Here is a 24,535-nt window from a genome sequence, read left to right as displayed (position 1 = left end):
AATTGGAGAACGCGAGTGCTGCAGCACTCGTGTTCTCCAACTCAACTCGAGTTCTCGCAGGACGACGCGGGACATGGCCAGACCGAAGCCGAGGCCGCCCTGGGGTGATGTGCCATGGGTGGCCTCAGACCACACCCTGTGCCGAGTCGGATCAACCGTGTGCTGCAGCACACAAATTCTCCAACAGGACACAGAGTGTCGTCGTCGAGCGGAGGCGCGATCCGCCACAAAACGTCGGGGAAGAAACTTCTTCCCCGCCCCTTGGAGTCCTCCCCCAGAAAATTCTCGCGGACGACTACGAACCTCGGGGAAGAAACTCTTCCCCGAGATTTTGCGAGCACGACTCCGACGTATTTTCCCAGGTCAGCGGGGCGGTCACCTAGCTCTTCGGATCAGAGGCGATAGGACGTCAGTCCCCCGCGGTCAGGTCGATGGGCTCCCAGGCATCCGCTTGCCCCGCGACCGCGATCGAGGACACCGACCCCGGCTTGCAGCCCCGTGCGTCGAGTGCCGCGGTGACGCGCGCGATCACACCGTCCGGGTCGAGTTCGAACTCCGATTCCCGCACGCGGGCGAACTCCCAACCGCAGCGACGCAGTTCGCGTTCTCGCTCCAGGTCCGACCGGGCCTGACGACCCGTGGTGCGGAATTGCGCGCCGTCGCATTCGACGGCCATCCGCGCGTCGGCGCCCATCACCACGAGATCGATGACCCGGTTGTTCACGACCACCTTGGGCGTGACGTGATAGCCGAGCGACGCCAGCCGGTTGAACACCCGCTGCTCGAGCAGATTGTCGAAGGGCTCCACACGCTTGTCATCAGGAACATCGTCGGGCATCGGCGAGATCGTCGGTCCCGCGTTGGCCTCGAGGTAGCCGAGCAGCGAGTAGCGAAGATCGTTGCGGCGCAACTCGTCCAGATCGACCGAGTGGAACAGCCACAGCTGATCCATCGCGCGAGACGCCGCGACGTTGAAGCGACGCTGCGACTCGGCCCGGGTGAGCGCGGTGATCGCGGCCGGGTCCGAGACGACCATCGACAGCAAGATGACGGAACGTTCGTCGCCCTGGAAATCCGGTGGGGATCCCACCCGGATGCGACGATCTCGCCAGTGCTCAGGGTCAATGGTATCGCGAAGCGCACGCTCGAGGACGTCGACCTGCTTGGTGCCCTGCAGCGCGATGATGCCGAAATCGGCTCCGTCGTAGGCGGAATCGGCGAGACATGCGGCGACCGTGTCGGCAATGGCCTGCGCCTCGGCCTCGTTGACCAATGCTGCCCCCTGCCCGGAGGCTGTCGCGTCCACCCGCACCGAGCGCAGCGGGTCGAGCCGGTTGGCGCCGAACTGGCGGACCGGGATGAGCGGTGTTCCCTGGTAGAACTGCTGCGAGGAGTATTCGATGATCTCGGGCATACACCGGAAGTGCTCGCGAAGTGTCACCAGGTGACCAAATCTGCTGCGCAGCAACGAGAACAGGCTCGATCGCGGCGTCAAACCATCTCGCAGATATCCGGGCAGGTCGGGTAGTTCGGCGTCGAGTTTGGCAAATGCGTCGTCGAGCGTGGTGCCGGTGAGACCTGTGGGCGCGCACTGCCGATCGTCGCCGACGACGATGACGCGCGGCGCCAGCCACAACAGGAAGACGCTGGTGATGTCGGCCTGACTCGCCTCGTCGACGATCACGACATCGAACGAATTGGCTTTCGGTGGAAGTGTTTGGGCGACTTGACTTGTCGACATGATCCACGCGGGCACGGCGGCGGCCGCCTCGGCCATCGCGGCGCGCGCCGCGATACGAAAACGGTTGGCGTGCTTGCCCGATCCCTTGCCCAGGTTGATCATGTGGTCACGGTAGGACTGCAGCGCCTGCGTCTGTGCCACCGTCGTCCGCTCGATGGAGTACCGCCACGCTCGTGCGGCCGCCAGACGGGTGGTCACCTGGGCGAGGTCGACCTCGATGCCGTCGAGTTCGGCCTGCAGACGCTCCTGCCGTCCCGGATCGTTGTTCTCCGACACCCACGTGTGTGCTCGGCGCCACGACCACGCCGGCGCGAGATCGCGAACCCGCTCGTCCCACTGTGGGTCGTCGGCGGTTGCGGCCACCTCCGCGTACAGCGCAGGCGCCTTGCCGCGCAGCCTCAGGGTGAGCAGGTCGAGCGCGATCTGATCGTCGCGTTCGGCGCGAGCTGCCACGAAAGCCCGTCGCGCGGAGCGAATCGACTCCGCGTCGGCATTCGCCAGCGCCGACACCAGATCGTCACCCTCGGCCGACGGTCCACGTTCGATCTCGGCCGACAAGGCGTAGGCGCAGTCCGCGAGCTCGTGTTCGGCGAGCACCGCGTCGTTGGTGGCCGCGATCAGTCGTGCCTGCCGCGCGACCGCGGCCACCTCGGCAACGCTGCGCGGCCGCGGACCGCCCGGACTGATCGCCTCGAGTTCACGGACGAGCCGATCCCGTCCGGTCACCAGGTCGGAGATCCAGGCCAGCTGATTATCCAGCCGCACAAGCTGATTGAGCTGCGACGACCGCGACCCCGAGGTGTCGACCGGCACGTGGAGGTCTGCGAGGAGCCGGTGTGCCTGATGCACGGCCTCCACCACCGACAGGTGGTCGGCGACCAGCCGCAACGACCGCTCGTCGGAGGGCACCTGGCCGTCGACCGTGGCCCGCACCGACGACTCTTCGACCGCCCGTTGCTCGGCGGATCGCCGCAGCCTGCCACGCCAATGACCGCCGCCCCTCAGGTGATCGGCCGCCGTGTCGAAGAGGGTGGCGCTCCCCGGCCCGGCACCGTCCACGACGACGACATGCGCGCCGAGTTCGCGATCACGCCGCGCGGCGTCGGCGATGATCGGCGACAGGGTGGTCACGCGCGACCACAGATGTGACGCCTGCCCGGCGAGCAGCCGGTCGGCCATGTCGACGATGGGCGCCGGGAAGGTCTGCACTTCGGTGGAGGCAATCGCGAGGTGTTCGCAGAGTTCCTTGATACGGATCAGGCGGTCACTGTCGACGCCGTCGAGTACCGACAGCAGCGACCCGGTCCCGGTCATCGGTTCGTGCGGCCGCGAGGCAATGCGTGCGCAGATCCGGTCCATCACCGCCGGGTCGGGCAGATGGTCGGCGAGGTCCGGGAAACGCTGCGCGAGACGCGCAGTCGAGCCGCCGGTGGCACGAAGCAAGTCGACAAACCGCCCGAACTCGTCGGTATCGAGCGGCGGTACGCCACCGTCGATGGGTCCGGGCAACCACTCGAATCGATCGGCGTCGGCGAGGACCTGCCGAACCACGTCGGCTGCCGTGCCCCGATAGTCACCGGCCACCCAGTCGTGCACGACGGTTTCCGCGGCACGCAGTTCCCACAGCTCGCGCAGCGTGGTCTCGCGGCGGGACATCACGTGCTCGCGACGCGCGACGAGGTCTTCGATCTCGGCGTCGGCAACCGGGGCCGAATAGGCCGACTTGCGTTCGGCCAAGGCCTCGACGCCGCGCACGACAGCGTCGAAACCGTCCTTGCTGACATCGGCGATCGAGACCGTGAGGTCGCGGATCTCGTCGGGCAGCATGTCGCGCAGCACGTGCAGCGCGTGCGACTTCTCGCTGACCACGAGGACACGCTGCCCTTTGGCCAGCAGTGCCGACATCACGTTCGCGATTGTGTGCGTCTTGCCGGTGCCGGGCGGTCCTTCGACCACAACGCCACTGTCGACGCCGAGCCGACCGAGAACGTCGCGCTGTTCGACGTTGGACGGCAGGCCGAACAATGCGCCGCGCACCAATTCGTCGGCGCTCATCGCACCCGACTCGACGAGGGCGCTCAACCGTTCGTCGGCCTCGATCGGCCGCACCAGTTGGGTCAGGCCCATCGGCACCGGGATGTCGGGGTTTCGGAGGTCGGTCAGGATTGCGTCGTAGAAGGCGAGTGCCGCACCGGTACCCCGTTGACGCAGCACGATGGCGGGCCGCATGTCGAGCGCCACCGACACCTTCTCGGTGTCGACGTCGATCCGGCTCATCCAATCGGCGACGAGATCGGTGACCTTGTTACCCACCACGGTGGGCTGCTCGGTCAGTGCGCGGCGCGCCTTGACTGCGGCGGACAGATCGATGCCGTCGATCGCGGCCAGGAAGTGGGTGTCGTGCACCATCGGGGCAGAACCGGCACCCAGCGTGACGCGGATCGTGTCGTCGTCATCCCGCTCTGCGAGGACCTCCTGGGTGAGCAGGTGCTCGCGGATCAGCGGCGTGGTGTCGTTCTCGTTCTCGACCACCGTGAGCAGCGCATTGGCCAGCACCAACTCAAGGGTCTCCGGATTCTCGCGGAGTTCCCCGGTGACTCTGGCCAACTCGTCGTAACCCGACTCACCGGGTGCGACCTGCACAACCACCTGCCCCGGACCGGCAGAGGCTCGAACGCCGACACCCGTTCCGGCCCCGATCCAGACGACGCCAGGGGCGGCTTCGACATCGGAGATCGACTCCGATCGTGATCGAACCAGCTCACGGAGGAACCCCACCAAGCGCGTGACCTGGTCGCGAAGCGGCTCGCTCGTGCCGTCCTCCATGCGTCGTCCTCCTGCGTCTGCCCGGCTACGCTACCAAGCCGCTGGTCAGACGCCGAACGCTCAAGAGAACGAGCCGTCAGGAGCCAGGCGTCGAACGCAGGGCGGAATAGCCGCCGTCGACGTAGCGGACGTTGGTGTAGCCCAGGTCGGCGATCTGCTCGGCGATGCGCGGAGCCTGCGAACGGACGGAGACCACGGCGATCTCGGTGTCGGGGTTGCGCACCACCGGGAAGGTTCCCGACGGCGTCGGCGTGAAGCGTGCCGACACATCGACCGGGTCGACGACCACTGCGCCGGGGAGACTGCCCTGATGCCGCATGACCTGCGGGCGGGCGTCCACCATCACGGCCTCGCCGTGACTGCTGTGATCGATTGCGTCTTCTGCTGAGATCGAATTCACCACTGACACTGGTGACTCACCATTCCTGTAACTCGTGTGTGTTGTCGCGCTGGGGATTACAGCGTTCAGGGGGTATGTCGTTCCCCCACCCCAAAAGGTTACGGAAATATCTCGATCTGACAAGTTCCGTCCCACGCGACCAGAAGGGCTCACACGTCACCACACGGCGAAGTGAGGACCACGCTCAGCCGTTGCGTCGACCCGCGACACGTGGATTGCCCCGCTTGCCCCAGCTGTCGCCGCGTTTTCCATGACCGTCACGTCCGCCGCCGCGAGGCCCCTGAGCACCACGTTTGGCACCACCTCGCGTCCGCGGGGGACCAAAGTCCTTGCGCAGATCGATCGGGTTCTTGCCGATGCGGGTGTCGCGCAGCGCCGACAGCGTCTCGTTGTCGAGGTCGTCAGGCAGCTCGACGAGGCTGAAATCGTCGCGGATGCTGATGTTGCCGAAATCACCCCGAGTGAGTCCGCCTTCGTTGGCGATGGCGCCGACGATGGCGCCCGGCGACACCTTGTGCTTGCGGCCGACGGCGATCCGGTAGGTGGCGAAACTCCCGCCCGATCGTCGCGGCGCACGTTCCTTGCGCGCCGGACGCTCACCTTCGGGCGGATCCGGTGCCATCAGGAAACCGCCGTCGCGGGTCTCGAGTGCCAGCGCAGCTGCGATGTCGGCCATCGCCACGTCGTTGTCCTGCGCATAGTTCTCGATGAGCTTGCGGAACATGTCGAGATTGTCCGACGCCAGGTTCTCGGTGATCGAGTCGGCGAACCTCGCGACGCGCTGCGCGTTCACGTCTTCGACGCTGGGCAAGCCGATCTCGGTGAGCGTCTGGCGGGTGGCCCGCTCGATCGAGCGCAGCAGGTGCCGTTCACGCGGTGAGACGAACAGCAACGCGTTGCCCGACCGCCCCGCCCGGCCGGTGCGGCCGATGCGATGCACGTAGGACTCGGTGTCGTGCGGGATGTCGAAGTTGACCACGTGGGAGATGCGGTCCACGTCGAGTCCACGCGCGGCGACGTCGGTGGCGACGAGGATGTCGATGCCGCCGCTCTTGAGCTGGTTGATCGTGCGTTCACGTTGCGCTTGCGCCATGTCGCCGTTGATCGCGACCGCAGAGAATCCGCGCGAGCGCAGTTTTTCCGCAAGCTCCTCGGTGCCCTGCTTGGTGCGCACGAACACGATCATGGCGTCGAAGGTCTCGACCTCGAGGAACCTGGTGAGCGCATCGAGCTTGCGCTGATGAGACACCTGCAAGTACCGCTGGTTGATGTTCTGCGCGGTCGCGGTCTTGGCCTTGACCGTGATCTCCTGCGGATCGTGCAGATATCGCTGCGCGAGCCGGCGGATCGCACTGGGCATGGTCGCCGAGAACAACGCAACCTGCTTGTCGTCCGGCGTTTCGGCGAGGATGCGTTCGACGTCCTCGGCGAAACCCATCGTGAGCATCTCGTCGGCCTCGTCGAGCACCAGGAAGCGAAGCTCGGAGATGTCGAGGGTGCCGCGGTCGAGGTGATCGATCACCCGGCCCGGCGTACCGACGATGACCTGCGCGCCACGGCGGAGTCCGGACAACTGAACGCCGTAACTCTGGCCGCCGTAGATGGGCAGCACCCGCACCTCGGGCATGTGTGCCGAATACCGGCCGAAGGCCTCCGCCACCTGCAGCGCGAGTTCGCGCGTCGGAGCCAGGACCAGTGCCTGCGGCTTACGCGGGCCCGACCCGTCGCCGGCACCCTCGAGCCGGGACAGAATCGGTATCGCGAATGCGGCAGTCTTGCCGGTGCCGGTCTGGGCGAGTCCGACGACGTCACGGCCGGCCATGAGTGGCGGGATGGTCGCGGCCTGGATGGGCGACGGGGTCTCGTAACCGACGTCGGTGATGGCCGACCGAACCCGCGAATCGATGTCCAGGTCGTCAAAGGTTCCGACGGCGGGTCGGGGTGGGGTGCCGTCGGAGGACGCAGCGTTGTCTGGCGAGGTACTCATGCGCTGGTGGTCTCGTTCATCACGTCAACTCTAATCGGCGCGACCCCGAGAGGTGGCATCGCGCGCAATGTGTCCCGCGATTGGCACAGATTGCCGCCGTGATCAGCGGATTCGGTCATTCCGACCACAGTGTGATCAACCACACGGATACTGGTACTGTCGGTTCCACTCACACGCCGAGGCGGCCGCCGATGCGGGTCGCGCGGTGTCCGTTTTGTCCAGGTTTCCCGTCTCAGGAGCGCCATGCAGCAGCAATACGCCACCCCGTCGGATCTCACCGTCGACGACAAGGCGACGACCGTCGACGCCATCCTCCGGTATCGGGCCGAACGGCCGACGATGCCGTTGTTCAAGCGGCGTTCCAACGGCCAGTGGATCACCGTGACGGCCAAGCACTTCACCGACGAGGTCGACGCCGTCGCCAAGGGCCTCATCGCCTCGGGTGTGGAGCCGGGCGATCGCGTCGCCATCCTGTCGTCCACCCGCTACGAGTGGACCGTGCTGGATTACGCCATCTGGCGTGCGGGCGCGACCACTGTCGCGATCTACGAGACCTCCGCGCCCGACCAGGTCCAGTGGATCCTCGAGGACTCCGCGACCAAACTGCTGTTCGTCGAGAATCATCCGCAGTACACCCGGCACATCCGGGTGATCGACGAGGCGCCCGCCCTCGGCGAGACCCTCGTGATCGACGATCACGCACTCGCGACCATCACCAAGCGCGGTGCGAAACTCGGCGACGAGGAACTCGACAACCGGCACGCCAATGCCCTGTCCTCGGACGCCGCGACACTCATCTACACCTCGGGCACCACCGGCCGCCCCAAGGGTGTCGTCCTCACCCACGCCAACTTCATTGCCGAGTGCGCGGCCACCCGCGATGCGGTGGGTGCCGGGCTCGCCGAGGGTAAATCGACACTGCTGTTCCTGCCGCTGGCCCACGTGTTCGCGCGCGTGGTCGCCGTCGGCTGCGTCGAGAACGGCGTGATCCTGGGGCACACCAACGACATCCCGAATCTCATCGACGACCTCGGAACGTTCAAGCCGAACTACGTGCTGTCGGTGCCGCGCGTGTTCGAGAAGGTGTACAACTCCGCGAAGCAGAAGGCCTACGACGGCGGCAAGGGCAAGATCTTCGACAAGGCTGCCGACACCGCGATCGAGTACAGCAAGGCCATGGAGGCGGGCAGCATCGGGCTCGGCCTCAAACTGCGCCACGCACTGTTCGATCGGCTGGTCTACGGCAAGCTGCGTGCGGCTCTCGGCGGCAACTGCGAGGGCGCCATCTCCGGCGGCGCACCTCTCGGCGCCCGCCTCGGCCACTTCTTCCGCGGCGTCGGCATTCCGGTGTACGAGGGCTACGGCCTCTCGGAGACCACCGCAGCGGTGACCGCCAACAACGAGGACCATCAGCGCGTCGGATCGGTTGGACGTCCAGTTCCCGGCGTCACCGTCGCGATCTCCGACGACGGCGAGGTCCTGCTCAAGGGACCGGTGGTGTTCGGCGGCTATTGGCAGAATGCCGAGGCGACGGCCGACTCCATCAAGGACGGCTGGTTCCACACCGGCGACATCGGCAAGTTGGAGGACGGCTTCCTCTACATCACCGGTCGCAAGAAGGAACTGATCGTCACCGCAGGCGGCAAGAACGTCTCACCCGCGCAACTCGAGGACACGATCCGCGCACACCCGATGATCAGCCAATGCCTCGTTGTCGGCGACAACAAGCCGTTCATCGGTGCGCTGATCACCATCGACCCCGAGGCCGTCCCCGGGTGGCTGGAGCGGCACAACCTACCCGCCGACACGCCGATCTCGGACCTCGTGGACAACGCCGATCTCCGTGCCGAGATCGACACGGCCGTCAAGGACGCCAACGCCAAGGTCTCCAACGCCGAGGCGATCAAGAAGTTCACCATCCTCGATACCGACTTCACCATCGAGTCGGGTGAACTGACCCCGACGATGAAGCTGAAGCGCAATGTGATTCACGACACCTACAAGACCGCCATCGCGGACCTGTACAGCTGACAAGAATCAGTCGGCCCCGTATCCCCGTGGGGTACGGGGCCGTCCGCATTCTCCGGGCGAAATGCCATATGCTGCGGGGCGATGAAACGGGACCTGGCGATCGACGCCACGCGCGGGCTCGCGATCTGGAGCATGATCGCGGCCCATTTCGCGGGGGCCACCCCGATTGCCGAGCCGACGCACGCCTTCCCCTACGTCGATGGCATGTCGGCGTTCGTGCTGTTGTCCGGGATCGTCCTGGGCATCGTCTACCAACGCTGGATCGACCGCCACACGCTGCGCTACGCCTACGTGCGTCTGGCCAAACGGCTGGCAGTGCTCTACCTCTGCCAGCTGACGATCGCCCTCGTCGCTGTCGGCGCGGCGATGGCCGGGCACCGCTGGCTCACGTGGCTGCTGCCGATCGACAGCTGGGCGCAGGGCATCTGGCTCGCGGTCACCATGCAGTACTTGCCCGCCGGCGGCAACATCCTGCTGCTGTACATGGTGCTGATGGCGTCGGCATTCGCGCTGTTCCCGATGCTCATGCGCGGGTGGTGGATGTGGATCCTTCTCGGTTCCATTGCGCTGTACGCCCTTTCACAAGTCGCGAGTCCCGACCCGTTCTACGTCACGTCCTACATGCCGTCGCCGCGTACCGAGAACTGGGCCGGGTGGCAGATACTCTTCGTGCCCGCCGTCGTCGTCGGCTGGAACTGGGATCGCTGGCGTGTCGCCGAGAGGATCGACCAGTTCCTGTTCCCGCTTCTCGTCGGGGCGGTCGCGCTGGCGGTGGCCATTCACCTCATCGTCGGCTACGACCCGTGGACGCTCCCCGACCCACCGCTCGCCGACAAACGAGACTTCGGGCCGGCCCGCGCGATCTGCGCGTGGATCGCCATTCCCGCGGTCTACGGGTTCTTTCGGCTGCTGCTGCGGTGGTGGCATCGCGACTGGCTGCGTCCGCTGGTGATGACGGGTTCGCGAAGCCTGGATTCCTATGTCATCCAGGCGATTGCGCTTGTCGTGGTGCCCATCCACATCGCTCATCGCCCGTGGGCCTCGATCACCACCTGCTCGGCTGCGTTGCTCGTCTTCGGGGTCTGTTGGGGGTGGGCGGAGTTCCGTAGCTCAGCACGCATCGACAAGCTGCACCGCGCTCCGATGATCCTGCTTTCGCAGCAACCCGACCGACGATCCGAGAAAGTAGGGGCACCGACATGACCGGCGACATGACCGTCAGCGTGCACAGCGGCAACGACACGAGCGGCCCGGCGATCCGCACGCCGATCACCATGGCCAACTCGTATCGCTTGCCCGACGACCCCGCGTCGCTGGATTGGTCGGGCACCGACCAGCTGTTCTACACCCGTAACACCGGCGCGAATCAGATTGCGCTGCAAACAAAACTGGCGACCATGGAACACGCCGAGGACGCCGTCACACTGGCCTCCGGGGTGGCGGCATTGCACGCGGTGTTCTTCACCTTCCTACGGACCGGCGACCACGTCGTCGTATCCGACACGACCTACGAGGCGACCTGGAAGTTGTGGTCGCACCTGCTGCCGCAGAAGCACGGCATCGAGGCGACCTTTGTCGACATCGCCGACGCCGACGCGGTGGCCGCTGCGTTCACACCGCGGACCCGGATGCTGGTCGCCGAGACGATCGCCAATCCGACGACCAAGGTCGCCGACATCGCTGCGTTGGCGGCATTGGCGCATGACGCCGATGCACTGCTGCTCATCGACTCCACATTTACTCCCCCGCCGATGTATCGGCCGTTGGACGCGGGCGCCGACCTGGTGGTGCATTCGCTCACGAAGTACATCAACGGCCACGGTGACGCGATGGGCGGAGCGGTGCTCGGCAGGTCTGACCTCATCGATCGCATTCGTGCGGAGGCGATGGTCGACGTCGGTGGCGTCATCTCGCCGTTCAACGCGTGGCTGATCGCGCGGGGTGCGATCACGTTGCCACTGCGCCTGCAACAGCACCAGCGCACCGCCGCTCACTTGGCGCAGGTTCTGCACGACGATCCGAGGGTCGCCTTCGTCGCCTACCCCGGGCTGCCGTCGCATCCCCAACACGCGCTTGCGGCAAAGCAATTCGACGGTCGGGGGTTCGGCGCGATGATGGCGTTCGCCGTGCGCGGCGACGCGGCCACCCAGAACCGCTTCGTCTCGTCCCTGAAGATCATCACGTCGGCGGTGTCGCTCGGTCACGACGAATCCCTGATCGTCCACGTCGGCCCCGACGGTCCGCGGGTCGCCGCCTACCCGGAAGACTTCCGCCGCTGGGGACACCTGCGATTCTCGGTGGGACTCGAAGACGCCGACGACCTCGCGACCGATCTCACCTCCGCGCTCGACGCGACGTTCGGCTGACGCGACCTCCGCTCGGTTGCCCCACCACCCGCTCGGTGGCCCACCACCGCGCCGTGAGGGCGCCCTTCTCCCGATGGCTGAGGTGCGAGCCTGCGAGCCTCGAAGCCCCTGGTGAGACGACATTGTTGTCTCACCAGGGGTCTCGACACGACGCCTCGCCTGGCGGCTCGGAGTCGGCTCGACCAGCGAGGGTTCGCACCTAGCCAGCGGCAGGTGCAGCGTTGGAGACCTCGAACAGAATCCCCCGACCAATCGCCTCTCGCACAACCGGGAGCGCAGCAGCGGCCAGTGCGTCGGCGTCGACGTCGTGGAAGTCGGCGAGCAACTCGACCAGTACACCCAGCGGAACCTCGCCCCGACAGCCGGCGAGCAGCGCGCGCGACACCTCGTCGACGCCGAGGACCGCACCCGGACCGCCGGGTCGGCGCACCGTCGCCGAAACCTGTTGCCAGCCTTTCTCGCCCGGCAGCGACTGCTCTTCGAGGAAGACGGGCGCAGTCGACAGACGTCGCCGCAACAACTCCTCGTCGGTGCTGGTGCGCAGATAAGTACGACGCGCGAGAAATGCCTGCGCCTCCGGGCCGGTCACCTCTTCACCTGCACCCGTGATCTCCTCGACGACGACGTCGGCATCGCGGCGTTCACCCGCCGCGGGCGCGCGCAAGGTGATCACTCCCATGCCGATCGCCGAGATACCCGACTCGGTGAACCACTCCAGCCAGTCCGCTCCGCGTCGGGCAGCCTCCTGCGGCCGCTCCCCCGCGTCCGACAGCCACAGCGAGATGTAGTCCACCGGGTCGGCGGCCTCACGTTGCACCACCCACGCGTCGAGTCCGGTGTCGCGGACCCAGCCACCTACCCGCTCACGCCAGTCGGAGCCGTCGGCAATCATCCAGTTCGCCAACAACTGCGCCGTGCCACCGGGTTCGAGGTGATCGGGGATCTCGCGGATGAGACTCTCGCACAGCGCGTCTCCCGCCATCCCGGAATCGCGATAGATGTAGTCGCGACCGCCGGCGCCGACCACGAACGGCGGATTCGACACGATGAGATCGAAGCGTTCGCCCGCAACCGGCTCGAACAGACTGCCCGCACGCAGATCCCAACGCATGCCGTTGATCGCAGCGGTGGCCGCCGCGAGCGCGAGGGCGCGCGGATTGGTGTCTGTGGCAACGATCTCGTCGCAGTGCGCATTCAGATGCAGCGCCTGGATTCCGCATCCCGTGCCGATGTCCAGGGCTCGAGCAACGGGTTCACGAATGATCGCACGCGCCAACGAGATCGACGCGCCACCGATGCCGAGCACGTGGTCGTGGGAGACCGGTGCGGCGCGAATGGCCGCGTCCTGATCGGAGATCACCAGGAACTCGTGGGCCTCGTCGCCGTGCGGGCGGATGTCGAGAGCCGCCCGCAGCCGCCCGGTCGCCGTTCGGTCGATCACCCTGTTGACCCACAACGCATGCCAGCCGTTTGACGGAAATGCCTGCGCCACGGACTCTTCGGTCTCATCGGCACCGAGGATGAACAACCGGACGATGGTCGCGAGACGAGCCTGCGCCGGTGGTGCGCCATCGGCCGCACGCAATGCGGGCCACCACACTCCCCGGCCCAGCGCAGCGTTTGCCTCCTCACCCAGCAGATCCGCGACACCGTCGGTGGTGTATCCGGCCGACCTGAGGTCGGCGCCGAGCCGGTCGATGACGGCGGTGTCGGACAGTGGCAGGTCGGTGGGTGGCACCGTGACAGCGTATCGAGTGTTATCGCGGTGCCGCGGTGGTGCGGCGCACCATGAGTCCCGGGGCGTGTCGATATATCCGTTGCGGCGCGGTTGGGCGCTCCATCCGTTGGATGAGGAACTTCGCGGCCTGGGCACCAACCGTGAAGTTGCCGTTGTCGACCGACGTCAGCGAGATGTGCCGCAGTCGGGCGAGTTGGGTGTCGTCGTATCCGATGAGCGACAAGTCACCGGGCACGGACAGCCCCCGCTCGTCGGCCGCCGACAAGGCACCAAGCGCGGTCATGTCGTTGAAGGCGAAGATCGCGGTCGGCGGCGTTGGTGAATCCAGTAGTCGCGCAGTGGCCGAATGGCCGCCCTCCTCGGTCATGCCCGCAAACTCGACGACCTGGTCGACCGACGCGTCGTGGGCGGTCCCGAACTCGACGATCGCGTTCTCGAAGCCCGTACGACGCAAGGTGCCGACCTTGGCCGGACCCTGCAGGTGGGCCAATCGCCGGTGACCCAGTTCGAGCAGATGCGTCGTGGCCAGTCGCGAACCGGCCAGGTCATCGTCGACGGCGATATCGACGGTGGGCAGGTCCGGCTCGAGGGTGCCGGCCAGGACCACCGGGACCGACTCGGCGGCCCGCTCCACCGCGACCCGGGCATCGGTGGTTCCGACCACCACGAGCCCGTCGACCTGCCGGGACAGCAGGGTTTCGACGGTGTCGCGGCCAACCCGATGGTCCAGTCGCGCGTCGACCAACAGCGGTGCGATGTCGACCGCGTCGAATGAGGTCGCGAGACCTTCGAGCAGGCTGACGTACCACGGGTTGCGCAGATCGTTGATGATGACGCCCACCGTCCCGCTCCGTGACTGCGAGAGTCCGCGAGCGATCGAGTTGGGCCGATACCCGAGTTCGGCCATCGCCTCGCGCACGCGGGCGCGACGCTCGTCGCTCACGTTGGGCTCGTCGCGCAGGACGCGCGACACCAGCGATTTCGACACCCCGGCATGCACAGCGACGTCTCTGATGGTCGCCGCCCGACGTACCTCGCCGGCGCTGTCGGTGAGTTCACTTTCCGCCACGATCGACCATCCTATTGCTCTTGTGACCCGTACCACGTACGATGATTGGGACCGGTCCCAATCTCGTCCCAAACCACTGTCCCACATGAGACCGCACACCACGTCACATTCGGGACACGAAAGGCAGAAACAGATGACCGAGGCACCGGGCCCACGCCTGCGGGCCGGCATGGTCGGCGGCGGTGAAGGCGCCGACATCGGCAAGACGCACCGGGCGGGCATGAACCTCGACGGTCGCTACACGCTGGCGGCCGGCGTCTTCGGTCGCGACCACACTGCGTCGTCACGCATGGGTGCCGATCTCGGCGTACCGGCCGACCGCATCTACCGCGATCACGAGGACATGGCCGCGGGCGAGTCCTCTCGGTCCGACGGCATCGACGTGGCCGTGGTGGTGACCCCCAACGACAGCCACTTCGACGTTGCGCGGGCATTTCTGTCCCGCGGCATCTCGGTGGTCTGCGAGAAGCCGCTCACCCTCCACGCCGACGACGCCCGCGAACTGGTCCGTATCGCTGCCGACAACGACGCGATACTGGCTGTTCCACACTGCTACTCGGCCTACGCGATGGTGCGCGAGGCCGCTCACCGGGTACGCGGCGGTGAACTCGGTGACATCCGGTTCGTGTCGGTCGAACACGCGTCGGGCTGGGCGGCACGTCCCCTCGAGCAGGGCGAACACCGGCAGGCGCGCTGGCGCACCGATCCGGACATCGGCGGGTCGGCCAGTGTCGTCGCCGACCTCGGCACTCACGCGCTGCATCTCCTTCGTTTCGTCACCGGGCAGGAACCCACTGCGGTGTCGGCTCAGCTGGACACCCTTGTCCCGGATCGGGCCGTCTTCGACAACGCCACCATGCGCGTGGCCATGACCGGTGATGTGCGGGCATCGCTGTGGGCAAGCATGGCCGCGACCGGGAATCCGCACGGACTACGTATCCGGGTGTTCGGATCACGAGCAGCGCTCGAGTGGGATCACCACGATCCGACGCGCCTGCGCATTCGTGACCACGATGGCGTCGAGACCGTGCTGAACCAGGGGTCACCGCGGCTGTCGATCGAAGCCGGGCGCCTCACCCGAGCCGGACTCGGCCACCCGGAAGGCTTCCTGGAGGCCTTCGCCAACTTCTATGCCGACCTCGCCGATGCGCTGGCCGCCCACCGTGACGGACTCGACACACCGGTGCGCGAATTGTCCTTCCCCACCGGACACGACGGCCTCATCGGCGTCGAATTCGTTGCTGCCGTGCTTGATTCACACGCCAAAGACGGGGCACCCGTCGCCACCACCAAACTCACAGGAGTACCCGCATGATTCGCATGGCTCTCGTCGGCGCCGGCTTCATCGGCGCCGTCCACGCCACCAACCTCGCCGCCCACCCGGGCGTCGAGTTCGTGGGTGTCGCCGACCTCGACGCCGACCGCGCCCGAGCGCTGGCCGACCGGCACGCAACCCGGGTCCTCGACCTTGCCGGCGCCATGAACCCGGCCAACCTCGACGCGGTGCTGATCGCGTCGTCGACCGACACGCACGCGCAGCATCTGCGCACCGCCGCCGCCGCCGGGCTGGCCTGCCTGTGCGAGAAGCCGATCGACCTGGATCTCGCGCACGCCGCCGAGGTCGTCGCTGCGGTCGGTAGTGAGCGCCCGATGATGGTCGACTTCAACCGGCGCTTCGACCGCGACTACGCCGAACTGCAGCGACTGGCCACCTCGGGCGAACTCGGCACCGTCGAACTCGTCGGGATGACGACCCGCGGTCCGGCCCTGCCGCCGCTCGAGTACATCGCGGTGTCGGGCGGACAGATGCGCGATCAGACCGTGCACTTCTTCGATCTCGCACGCTGGATCACCGGCGAAGACCCGGAGTCGGTGTACGCCGCGGGTTCGGTGTTCACCGATCCCCGGATGAGCGACCTGGGCGACGTCGACACGTCGGTGGTCACCCTGCGCATGCCCAGCGGCACGCTGGTCCAGATCGACAGCGTCCGCCGTACCGGCTACGGCTACGACGAACGCATCGAGGTGCTCGGCTCCGACGGTATGGCCGAGTCCGACCGGCAGCGGACCGGCGCGGTGACCCGCTACGGCCGTGGCGGTGTGACCCTCGACGGACTGCACCCGGGGTGGTTCGAACGCGTCGCGCCCACCTACCGCAGCGCCCTGGATCATTTCGTCGCGGCCCTGGCCACCGGAACACCCATCGGCCCAACACTTTCGGAAGCCCTGAAAGCACAGGCGATCGCCGAAGCGGCGACTCGCTCGCTGTCCACCGGCAACGCCGAGACCATCGTCTACCCCACCCTCACCCCTGCGTCCTGAGAACACGAAAGGCACACATCATGAGCAGCATCATCGTCGGCTCCGCCCCCGACTCCTGGGGAGTCTGGTTTCCCGATGACCCACAGCAGACCCCGTACACGCGATTCCTCGACGAGGTGTCGTCGTCGGGCTACGAGTGGATCGAACTCGGCCCGTACGGCTACCTCCCCACCGATCCGCAGAAGTTGCTCGACGAGCTCGGCACCCGCGGCCTGAAGCTCTCGGCGGGAACGGTTTTCGAGCACCTACACCAGGACGACTCGTGGGATGCGGTGTGGACGCAGATCGAGGACGTCGCCAAGCTGACCGCTGCGGTCGGCGGCAAGCACGTCGTGGTGATCCCGGAGATGTGGCGCGATCCCGCGTCCGGAGCGGTTCTCGAGGATCGCGTGCTCACCGACGAGCAGTGGCGCAAGAAGACCGAGGGCATGAACGAACTCGGCCGTGCGATGTTCGAGAAGTACGGAGTCCGTGCGCAATACCACCCGCACGCGGACAGCCACGTCGACACCGAGGAGAACATCTACCGCTTCCTGGAGAACACCGACAGCGAGTTCGTGAATCTCTGCCTCGACACCGGGCATGTGAGCTACTGCGGCGGAGACAATCTCGCCATCATCACCAAGCACCCGGACCGCATCGGGTACCTGCACCTCAAGCAGGTCGACGAGGAGGTGCGCGCCAAGGTCGCCGCCGACGACCTGCCCTTCGGCGAGGCCGTCAAGCTGGGCGCGATGACCGAACCACCGCGCGGCATCCCCGAGATGCCACCGCTGCTCGACGCGGTGGCCGGACTCGACATCGACATCTTCGCGATCGTCGAACAGGACATGTATCCGTGCTCGGTCGACGCACCTCTGCCGATCGCCCAGCGAACCCGAAAGTATCTGGGCGGCTGTGGCATTCCCGCGGTCCGATTCAGCTGAAGGAGCAATCATGAAGGTCGCACTCGATCCGACCCCCTTCCACCACGACTACTCGCTGCTGGAACTGCCCGGCGTCGTCGCCGAATTGGGATATGAATACCTGCAGTTGACGCCGCACGTCGACATGATCCCGTTCTTCAATCACCCCAAGGCCGACGACGCCCTGGTGGCCAAGTTTCGGAGAGCGTGCGACGACGCCGGCGTCGGCATCGCGTCGGTGCTGCCGGTGTTGCGGTGGTCGGGACCCGACGAGGACGCCCGCGAGGCGGCCGTGCGGTATTGGAAGCGGGCCATCCAGATCACCGTCGACCTCGGGGTGAACGTGATGAACACCGAGTTCTCCGGCCGCCCGGAGAAGGCCGAGGAGTCCGAGCGCGCCTTCTACCGGTCGATGGAGGAGCTGTTGCCGATCATCGAGCGCGAAGGCATCGACGTTCGCATCGATCCGCACCCGGACGACTTCGTCGAAGACGGATTGGCGGCGATCCGGGTGATCCGCGGGGTCAACTCACGCAATATCGGGATGGTCTTCGTGGCCTGCCACAGCTTTCATATGGCGCCGGGAGCGGAGCGAGCGGGCCAATCGAGTGCCGGCGGGAACATGCGCGAGATCATGACCGCTGCTGGTGACATGCTGCGCCTGGTCCACGTCGCCGACACCATGGATCACCATGCGTCACATGGGCTTCGGTACATCACCAATCCGCCGGGAAATGCTGTGCGCGTGCATCAGCATCTGAAGATCGGCGACGGCGACGTCGACTGGGACGAGTTCTTCTCGACGCTCGGCGAGATCGGCTTCTATGAGCGCGACGACTCGGTGATGGTCTCGAGCGTGTTCGCCGAGAACGAGAGCGCTCACGAGGTGTCGAGGTACCAGCTCGCCACGATGAACGAGTACGTGAACAAGTACCGCGGCGGGTGACCCACTGCACACTGACGCGGGACTCACTCAGGCTATGCTAAGTCCGAATTTCGGGGCTGCTCGTCTGACAGGGTGAGTGAGAGCGCGGGGTACACAGAGTGCAGGTGGAACGCCAGGCGGTCGGGCGGCGGCGGAGGTGGTTCGTCCGAGTCACGGCAACAGCAACACTGTGCGCATTCTGTATGGCGACTGCCACGGCCAACGGGTCGGCCGCGGTGGTCACCGGGACGCCGTACTCGGGGCTGACCAGCACCGTCGCGCGCGCCGAGAAGACTCCGGCCCAGCGCAAGGCGGAAACCTACCAGGAGCGTCAGGACCGGATCGCGGAGTCCAATCGGTCGCTGTTGAAGCCGCTGACCGAGAACGAGGGCAAGGCCACCGTCTGCGTCAGCGGCGAGTTCACCACGCTGGCGGTCGTCTACGACTCGCTGTTCGAGTCGATCTACCCCACCCTCCCGCCTCAGCTCAAGGCCGCGGCCAACGCGCAGCGCGCCCAGGCACATCGGGACATGAAGCGGATCGGGGTGTCGACGCTCGCCGTGTCCGAGGATCCGCAGTCGCTCGGTGCCGACCGGGACGACAAGGCGCTCAAATACCGGGCACCCATCTCGCAGTTGATCATCTCGAACCTGCTGAAGATCCGCGACGGCCGGCAGGGCGAGGCGATCGAACTCGGCGACATCACCGTGAGCCAGGCCGTGGAGACGGCCTTCATCTACCTGTTCGCGACGGTGATCGCTCCCGCCCGCGTCGGCGCGGGTTTGGTGCCGTTCCTGGGCAGCCCACTGACGGGCACTGCGCTCGAGTCGTTCGCGGGCTACATCACCTACAACACCCTCATCAGCATCGTCACGCTGGGCGGTCAGCTCGGAGCGCTCCGGCTCTATCAGGCGATCTCGAGTTCCCTCGTCAATCAGTGCGTCGCGCGGGTGACCGCCGAGCAGCGGGACCAGGCGGGACGACCCAGCAAGAACCTCCGCTTCGACGTTCCGATCGCACCGATCATCCAAGAGACCGCCAATCAGCTCGCCCTCACCGACGAAGAGACCTGCCACCCCATCAGCGATCTCACGTTGAGCCGAATCCTTGCGCGCACCACCGATTACGCACAGCGCATGGTCCGCACCGATGCGGAGCGCAGCGCGATCCGATCGGCCGGCAACCGCATCATGGCGACGATGCGAACGACGCAGATCCCGCTCAACATCATTCCCGCCGATCCGGCCGACTTCAGCGCCGCCGAGGTGATCGTCGACTATATCGGCGCCCTGGTGCCCTACATCGGTGGTGCACCGCTCGAAGTCGTCATCGGCCTCAATCACAACATTGCGCAGGGTGACAATCTCGCCGCGACCGTGCCCCTGGCGGATCTGACCGTCACGAAGTCACTCACCGCGGCGTACTACAGCTACTACCTGTCGTTGTGGCTGTTCAGCACGGTGGGCGGGCTCGTCGAGGGTCAAGTCTTGGGCACCCCGACGGTCGGCTTTCTGTCGCCCACCAAGGTCATCGCCGTCTTCGCCGGACTCCCCCTCACCTACGGCCTGGTGAACTATCACAACGTCGTGCGGTCGATGTGTCTGCGCGAGGACGACGCCACCGGAACCGGTCGTGGCGCCGAGGCCAATCGCGATCGCGCCACCCTGCCCAGCCCGACCATCGCGTCGACGCCGAGTCCGCGCCCATCGCGTGCGCCCGCGCCGCGGCGTTCCGCGGAACGTCGCACCCCCGCGCCGTTGCTTCCGCAGATCCCTGGCCTGACCGTCCCGGCGCGCTGACCCGAAAGTCTCCACCCGCTCCCTGAGATGCGAGGAGCCTCCTATCCGCTCCCTGAGGTGCGAGGAGCCTCCTATCCGCTCCCTGAGGTGCGAGGAGCCTCCTATCCGCTCCCTGAGGTGCGAGGAGCGCAAGCGACGAGCCTCGAAGGGCCTGGCGAGACGACAATGTCCTCTCACCAGGTGCTTCGAAGCTCGCCCATCCGTTTGAAGTTGGGGCCGACTTCCGGCCCCAACTTCATACGGATCACGCCCCGCAGAGTCCCGCGTTGTTACCTGCCCGAGTGCACCAGTACACACCCGGCAGTCGGTCGAACTCGAGCACTGTGTAGCCCCGGACCCGCTTGAGCGAGCCGTACCACTTGGTGCCTCGGTGGATACCCGCCCCCACATCGCCGGCGCTCTCGGTGCGTCGGACGAACGTCACGACGATGCCGCGGCCGGCGGGTCGCCAGCGGGCATCCCACTTCTCATAGTTGGAGGCGCCCGACGCGACCGAGACCTTCGCGAAACCGTTGGCGTAGATGTTGATACCGCGGCCGTGCCCACCCCAGGTGCCAACGTACGGCGAGGCAACGTCCTGCCGACCCGGCACATGGCTGAGAATCCCTGCCGAGACAGAACCCTCGTCGACCGGTCGAGGCGCCGCCGTCGCCTGCCCCGGTGCCACGAGCGCGGTCCCGATCCCCGCCCCCAGTAGTAACGCTCCAACTCCGGCTCGAAACGCCGCTCTGCTTGCCCATCTGTTCCAACCCATGTCGGCTCCTGTCGTGTCTGTTGAACTTTGCGGGTGGACTTCCGTCGGAATCGTCACACGTGCGCCGGACATGCAGCGCTGCTTCGCACAGGGTTCTCCCGTTCGACGGACGCCGATCCGCGCTCCCACCGTGACCGATTGATCTACTGTGTGGCCCAACCCCTCTCGCAGAATCGGAGCCGATCATGGCAGCACCCACCCGGCACGGCACCCACGCGACGTCGCTGCTCGACGGCGACCTCGTCGAAGAGTCCGATTTCGGTTCGATCCGACGCATCACCGCCGACGAGTTCCCCATCCTGCGCGGGCTGTCGATCAAGCGCATCGTCATCAATCCCGGCGCGATGCGTACTCCACACTGGCATGCGAACTGCAACGAACTCACCTACTGCGTCTCGGGTACCTCACTCGTGTCGGTTCTCGACGACCACAGTTCGTTCTCCAGTTTCACCGTGACCGCGGGCGAGATGTTCCACATCGATTCCGGCGCACTGCATCACATCGAGAACATCGGCGACGAGCCGGCCGAGTTCGTGCTCGCATTCCGTAGCGAGCGGCCCGAAGACTTTGGGTTGGGTGCCGCGTTCGGCGCGATGACCGACGCGGTACTCGGCAACACCTACGATCTCCCCGCAAGCGACTTCGCAAAGATTCGACGCAGCACCGTCGACCGCAAACTCGCTGCGCGCGTGGGTGATCCGGTCATTCCGTCGAACGCCGGATTCAACGATCCGCACAAGCTGGACCTGGAAGGCCTCGGCGCAGCCGTCGACGCCGGATTCGGCTCGGCACACACCGCACGCAAACAGTTCTGGCCGGCCCTCACGGATCTGTCGATGTACTCACTGCGCATCCGCGAGGATGGCATGCGCGAGCCGCACTGGCATCCGGTCACCGCCGAGATGGGCTACGTCCACTCCGGCTCCGCACGCATGACGATCATGAATCCCGACGGCACCCTCGACACCTGGTATCTCCAGCGCGGCGACGTCTACTTCGTCCCACGCGCCTATCCCCACCACATCGAGGTGGTCGACGCACCCGACCTCCACTTCCTGATCTTCTTCGACCAACCCACGCCGGGCGACATCGGATACCGGGCGTCGATCAGCGCCTACTCCCGCGAAGTGCTGGCCGCGACGTTCGACACCCACATCGACGATCTGCCGGACTTTCCGTTCACCAACCAGGACCCGCTGATCGTGCGTCGCATCAATCCGGTGGACGAGCACGCTGTGGGCGAGGTCTGAGGTCGCGGAGCCAGTCCCCAGATGCAGTGGTGCGCGAGAGGGCTACTTGAACCTCCGTAGTACTGGAACCTAAATCCAGTACACGACCACTGTTAGCGCTCTCGCACACATCCCTGACCTGCGGCGGGGTCAACAGCGGTCACACCGTGTCACGGGGCTTGTGACACCGCCGTGACACCTGTGCACAGCGCTCACCACCTCTTGTTAGCACAGACTCGATATAGCCAATACAAAGGTTACAATTGACATTTCACTGCCGGATTTTCACCTCAGTAATGCACACCAATCACACCTGCCACACGCGCCGATCAAAGATCGATAACGTACTACCACAGAACCTGCTAATTGTTTAACGCTGCAAATAGCGTGGCGATTGCCGCCTACGTACCAATAGAAGCTGTTAAGTTCCCCTGGGGCGACACCCTTCGCACGCTGGGCCCGGGACAACGATGGTTGAGTACGTTGAAGGTCGTCGATGACCAATCTTCCCTACCGCTTACGACTCGCGAACGAGAGGTTGTAGACCTCGTGAAAGCGGGAAAGTCCACAAATGAAATCGCGGACATCTTGACAGTATCGATTCGCACTGTCGAGGGGCATATCTATCGCGCATGCATGAAGCTCGACGTTGTTGACCGCGACGATCTCAAAAACATCGAGTTGGACGACTAGGCAGCCGAGTTTCCATACTCCCTCCAAAGTACCAATTGCATTTTCTGCACAAAAGCGCATCCTGCGTGTAGGGGATATAAATGCAGCCAAGCAAATTATCACAGTTCAGCCTGCGCTAAAAGTGTCACGAATCGCTGCCAGAGATTACCAGGCCATTCGACCACTCAAGGTAGCTCGCAAGCGCGACCACAAAATGGGATAGAGAGTTGCCCAGCCCGACCAGTTTTGAGACAGTCGACTGTTTCGCACCGATCAGTGAGTGAGGTCGGACGTCCGTAGCGCCTTCCTTCCAGCAAGGACGAATCCTCACAGGTCAGGGAGTCAACCAGTCCGGCAGTCCCGATAGCGGTGGCACAGCATCGACATTGATGCTGTGACTCTCACAGCAGGTACTCCCTGACCGCCTTACTCGCGGCTGGACGCGAGCATGTAGCGCGGATGCTGTGCAATAGATTCGTCTGCACGACGCTCGCCACAACCTGCGACGCTGATGCAGTTGCAGGGCGTGCCAATCGTAGTGATCGCCGCGTCGCTTGGGCACGTCAAATGCCGGGTTCACGATGCGCACGTACGTCCACTCACAGCCACAGTCGTTGCAGCTTGCCGCCCAGAGTTTTCGTGGCGTGTGACAAGTTGTGACACTCTGCGGGGCAAACCCAGGGAGAGTCCCAGGGGGTGGTGGGGTTTCGGTCCTGACGTCAGCTGAGCCGGTCGTGACTGGTCCGGCGTGTCGTGGGGGCTTGGGGTGGGCCATCGCGTAGTGGTCAGTGAGTTACCGACCAAAGTGACTCACAGTTAGGACACACGACGCGATGACCCACGACCATTCTGCCCTGCTCGCTCAGCTTGATGCATTGACCTCCGCCGAGGCCGGTTCGATGTTCGCTGAGCTGGTACGCGCCGGCCTGCAGGCGTTGATCGAGGCCGAGGCCACCGAGAAGATCGGCGCCGGCCGCTACGAGCGTTCCGCTGAACGCGCTACCCACGGCAACGGGCACCGCGCCAAGACGGTGTCCACCCCGGCCGGCGATGTGTCGGTGAAGATCCCCAAGCTGCGCTCGGGATCGTTTTTCCCGGTGCTGCTCGAACGTCGCCGCCGCATCGACAAAGCCCTGCATGCGGTGATCATGGAGGCCTACGTGCATGGGGTGTCCACCCGCTCGGTCGATGACCTGGTCAAGGCGTTGGGGGTCGATACCGGGATCTCCAAGTCGGAGGTGTCGCGCATCTGTGGTGAGCTCGACAAGGAGATCGCCCGGTTCCGGGAGCGCTCATTGGCCCACACCACGTTTCCGTACGTGTTCGCTGATGCGACCTACTGCAAGGTGCGGGTCGGGGCGCACGTGGTGTCTCAGGCGCTCGTGGTGGCCACCGGGGTGTCGATGGACGGGTCGCGGGAGGTGCTGGGTACCGCGGTCGGTGACTCGGAGTCGTTCGAGTTCTGGCGGGAGTTCTTGGGCTCGTTGAAGGCCCGTGGCCTCTCAGGGGTGCAACTGGTCACCTCTGATGCTCATGCTGGTTTGAAAGCCGCTGTGGCACAGCAGTTCACGAACGCATCATGGCAGCGGTGCCGGGTGCATTTCATGCGGAACCTGCATGGTGCGGTGTCGGCGAAACAAGCACCGGTGGTGACCGCTGCGGTCAAGACGATCTTCGCTCACACCGAACCCGACGACATCGATGCCCAGTGGGATCAGGTCGCTGACACTCTGGAGCCGTCGTTTCCGAAGGTGGCCACCATGATGCGTGA

Annotated in this window: 16 protein-coding genes and 1 pseudogene; 11 read left to right on the top strand and 6 right to left on the bottom strand. The window is 65.7% G+C overall.

All coding sequences use genetic code 11. The annotated features are described in order from the left end of the window. Positions 1–409: 409 nt before the first annotated feature. From ACWDTF_RS20245 to ACWDTF_RS20235, 3 genes are all read right to left on the bottom strand, one after another. A complete protein-coding gene (locus tag ACWDTF_RS20245) occupies positions 410–4,567 on the bottom strand; it encodes an AAA domain-containing protein (RefSeq protein ID WP_449754934.1) in 4,158 nt (1,385 codons plus the stop codon). A gap of 76 nt (positions 4,568–4,643) precedes the next feature. Further along, a complete protein-coding gene (locus ACWDTF_RS20240) occupies positions 4,644–4,976 on the bottom strand; it encodes a rhodanese-like domain-containing protein (protein ID WP_240861707.1) in 333 nt (110 codons plus the stop codon). Positions 4,977–5,151: 175 nt separating this feature from the next. Then, a complete protein-coding gene (locus ACWDTF_RS20235) occupies positions 5,152–6,954 on the bottom strand; it encodes a DEAD/DEAH box helicase (RefSeq protein ID WP_449754933.1) in 1,803 nt (600 codons plus the stop codon). A 243-nt stretch (positions 6,955–7,197) separates the two neighbouring features. Between ACWDTF_RS20235 and ACWDTF_RS20230 the strand changes: the two genes are divergently transcribed. The 3 genes from ACWDTF_RS20230 (at position 7,198) to ACWDTF_RS20220 (ending at position 11,351) form a co-directional block, all read left to right on the top strand. Then, complete coding sequence (locus ACWDTF_RS20230; RefSeq protein ID WP_449754932.1) at positions 7,198–8,985, top strand: AMP-dependent synthetase/ligase; 1,788 nt, start codon at positions 7,198–7,200, stop codon at positions 8,983–8,985. 81 nt (positions 8,986–9,066) lie between these two features. After that, positions 9,067–10,188, top strand: coding sequence for an OpgC domain-containing protein (gene opgC, locus ACWDTF_RS20225; protein WP_240861714.1), 1,122 nt, complete (start codon positions 9,067–9,069; stop codon positions 10,186–10,188). Next, the gene (locus ACWDTF_RS20220) at positions 10,185–11,351 is read left to right on the top strand and encodes an aminotransferase class I/II-fold pyridoxal phosphate-dependent enzyme (RefSeq protein WP_433258959.1); all 1,167 of its coding nucleotides are present in this window, start codon (positions 10,185–10,187) and stop codon (positions 11,349–11,351) included. Before opgC ends, ACWDTF_RS20220 begins: the two co-directional genes overlap by 4 nt. 199 nt (positions 11,352–11,550) lie before the next feature. Here the strand turns inward: ACWDTF_RS20220 and ACWDTF_RS20215 are convergent, their stop codons facing one another. Both ACWDTF_RS20215 and ACWDTF_RS20210 read right to left on the bottom strand, forming a co-directional pair. Next, positions 11,551–13,089: a DUF7782 domain-containing protein gene (locus ACWDTF_RS20215; protein WP_449754931.1), complete on the bottom strand. Its 1,539-nt coding sequence runs from the start codon at positions 13,087–13,089 to the stop codon at positions 11,551–11,553. A 19-nt stretch (positions 13,090–13,108) separates the two neighbouring features. Further along, positions 13,109–14,158 carry a LacI family DNA-binding transcriptional regulator gene (locus tag ACWDTF_RS20210; RefSeq protein WP_449754930.1) on the bottom strand — a complete coding sequence of 350 codons (1,050 nt, stop codon included), beginning with the start codon at positions 14,156–14,158 and terminating at the stop codon, positions 13,109–13,111. A 133-nt stretch (positions 14,159–14,291) separates the two neighbouring features. Between ACWDTF_RS20210 and ACWDTF_RS20205 the strand changes: the two genes are divergently transcribed. From ACWDTF_RS20205 to ACWDTF_RS20185, 5 genes are all read left to right on the top strand, one after another. Next, the gene (locus tag ACWDTF_RS20205; RefSeq protein WP_449754929.1) at positions 14,292–15,473 is read left to right on the top strand and encodes a Gfo/Idh/MocA family protein; all 1,182 of its coding nucleotides are present in this window, start codon (positions 14,292–14,294) and stop codon (positions 15,471–15,473) included. After that, positions 15,470–16,480, top strand: a complete 1,011-nt coding sequence (locus ACWDTF_RS20200) for a Gfo/Idh/MocA family protein (RefSeq protein WP_449754928.1) — start codon at positions 15,470–15,472, stop codon at positions 16,478–16,480. The genes ACWDTF_RS20205 and ACWDTF_RS20200 overlap by 4 nt, the downstream gene beginning before the upstream one ends. A gap of 20 nt (positions 16,481–16,500) precedes the next feature. Continuing rightward, entirely contained in the window at positions 16,501–17,406 is a 906-nt protein-coding gene (locus tag ACWDTF_RS20195) for a TIM barrel protein (RefSeq protein ID WP_433258951.1), read from the top strand. A gap of 10 nt (positions 17,407–17,416) precedes the next feature. Continuing rightward, positions 17,417–18,331 (top strand): TIM barrel protein, encoded by a 915-nt coding sequence (locus ACWDTF_RS20190; protein ID WP_433258949.1) that lies wholly within the window; start codon positions 17,417–17,419, stop codon positions 18,329–18,331. Between the two features lie 182 nt (positions 18,332–18,513). Continuing rightward, positions 18,514–20,109, top strand: a complete 1,596-nt coding sequence (locus ACWDTF_RS20185) for a hypothetical protein (RefSeq protein WP_449754927.1) — start codon at positions 18,514–18,516, stop codon at positions 20,107–20,109. Positions 20,110–20,353: 244 nt separating this feature from the next. On the opposite strand, the gene ACWDTF_RS20180 is transcribed toward ACWDTF_RS20185, so the two are convergent. Then, positions 20,354–20,701: a hypothetical protein gene (locus ACWDTF_RS20180; RefSeq protein WP_240861732.1), complete on the bottom strand. Its 348-nt coding sequence runs from the start codon at positions 20,699–20,701 to the stop codon at positions 20,354–20,356. Between the two features lie 347 nt (positions 20,702–21,048). On the opposite strand from ACWDTF_RS20180, the gene ACWDTF_RS20175 reads away from it, so the two are divergent. The 3 genes and pseudogenes from ACWDTF_RS20175 to ACWDTF_RS20165 all read left to right on the top strand — a co-directional run. Next, on the top strand, positions 21,049–22,113 hold the full coding sequence (locus tag ACWDTF_RS20175; protein WP_240861734.1) for a cupin domain-containing protein: 1,065 nt from the start codon (positions 21,049–21,051) through the stop codon (positions 22,111–22,113). 486 nt (positions 22,114–22,599) lie between these two features. Further along, positions 22,600–22,785 (top strand): annotated as a pseudogene (locus ACWDTF_RS20170) (helix-turn-helix domain-containing protein); the annotation flags it as partial. 812 nt (positions 22,786–23,597) lie between these two features. Continuing rightward, positions 23,598–24,535: IS256 family transposase (locus tag ACWDTF_RS20165; protein ID WP_449754926.1), on the top strand; the 938-nt coding region annotated here is incomplete at its 3' end.

The organism is Gordonia sp. NPDC003422, from assembly GCF_053588675.1.
The sequence above is the reverse complement of the archived record's forward strand: the minus strand, read 5'-3'. Positions and strand labels throughout refer to the sequence as shown.